Origin of the sequence: Pseudomonas schmalbachii (genome assembly GCF_017589465.1) — a bacterium.
Classification (GTDB): domain Bacteria; phylum Pseudomonadota; class Gammaproteobacteria; order Pseudomonadales; family Pseudomonadaceae; genus Pseudomonas; species Pseudomonas schmalbachii.
On record NZ_JAELYA010000015.1, the window covers coordinates 1 to 1,747 of the forward strand.

Consider the following 1,747-nt stretch of genomic DNA (forward strand, 5'->3'; position numbering starts at 1 on the left):
AAGATGCGCGGTAGAGGAGCGTTCTGTAAGCCTGTGAAGGTGAGTTGAGAAGCTTGCTGGAGGTATCAGAAGTGCGAATGCTGACATGAGTAACGACAATGGGAGTGAAAAACTCCCACGCCGAAAGACCAAGGGTTCCTGCGCAACGTTAATCGACGCAGGGTGAGTCGGTCCCTAAGGCGAGGCTGAAGAGCGTAGTCGATGGGAAACAGGTTAATATTCCTGTACTTCTAGTTACTGCGATGGAGGGACGGAGAAGGCTAGGCCAGCTTGGCGTTGGTTGTCCAAGTTTAAGGTGGTAGGCCGAACACTTAGGCAAATCCGGGTGTTCAAGGCCGAGAGCTGATGACGAGCTTTCTTTTAGAGAGCGAAGTGGTTGATGCCATGCTTCCAGGAAAAGCTTCTAAGCTTCAGGTAACTAGGAACCGTACCCCAAACCGACACAGGTGGTTGGGTAGAGAATACCAAGGCGCTTGAGAGAACTCGGGTGAAGGAACTAGGCAAAATGGCACCGTAACTTCGGGAGAAGGTGCGCCGGTGAGGGTGAAGTATTTACTACGTAAGCCCATGCCGGTCGAAGATACCAGGCCGCTGCGACTGTTTATTAAAAACACAGCACTCTGCAAACACGAAAGTGGACGTATAGGGTGTGACGCCTGCCCGGTGCCGGAAGGTTAATTGATGGGGTTAGCGCAAGCGAAGCTCTTGATCGAAGCCCCGGTAAACGGCGGCCGTAACTATAACGGTCCTAAGGTAGCGAAATTCCTTGTCGGGTAAGTTCCGACCTGCACGAATGGCGTAACGATGGCGGCGCTGTCTCCACCCGAGACTCAGTGAAATTGAAATCGCTGTGAAGATGCAGTGTATCCGCGGCTAGACGGAAAGACCCCGTGAACCTTTACTGTAGCTTTGCACTGGACTTTGAGCCTGCTTGTGTAGGATAGGTGGGAGGCTTTGAAGCGTGGACGCCAGTTCGCGTGGAGCCATCCTTGAAATACCACCCTGGCATGCTTGAGGTTCTAACTCTGGTCCGTAATCCGGATCGAGGACAGTGTATGGTGGGCAGTTTGACTGGGGCGGTCTCCTCCTAAAGAGTAACGGAGGAGTACGAAGGTGCGCTCAGACCGGTCGGAAATCGGTCGCAGAGTATAAAGGCAAAAGCGCGCTTGACTGCGAGACAGACACGTCGAGCAGGTACGAAAGTAGGTCTTAGTGATCCGGTGGTTCTGTATGGAAGGGCCATCGCTCAACGGATAAAAGGTACTCCGGGGATAACAGGCTGATACCGCCCAAGAGTTCATATCGACGGCGGTGTTTGGCACCTCGATGTCGGCTCATCACATCCTGGGGCTGAAGCCGGTCCCAAGGGTATGGCTGTTCGCCATTTAAAGTGGTACGCGAGCTGGGTTTAGAACGTCGTGAGACAGTTCGGTCCCTATCTGCCGTGGACGTTTGAGATTTGAGAGGGGCTGCTCCTAGTACGAGAGGACCGGAGTGGACGTACCTCTGGTGTTCCGGTTGTCACGCCAGTGGCATTGCCGGGTAGCTATGTACGGAAAAGATAACCGCTGAAAGCATCTAAGCGGGAAACTTGCCTCAAGATGAGATCTCACTGGGACCTTGAGTCCCCTGAAGGGCCGTCGAAGACTACGACGTTGATAGGTCGGGTGTGTAAGCGCTGTGAGGCGTTGAGCTAACCGATACTAATTGCCCGTGAGGCTTGACCATATAACACCCAAGCAATCTG

General features: G+C 53.4%; 1 rRNA gene. It reads left to right on the top strand.

The features are described 5' to 3' along the window. Window positions 1–1,728, top strand: a 23S ribosomal RNA gene (locus JFY56_RS24110); the annotation flags it as partial. Between the last annotated feature and the right edge of the window lie 19 nt (window positions 1,729–1,747).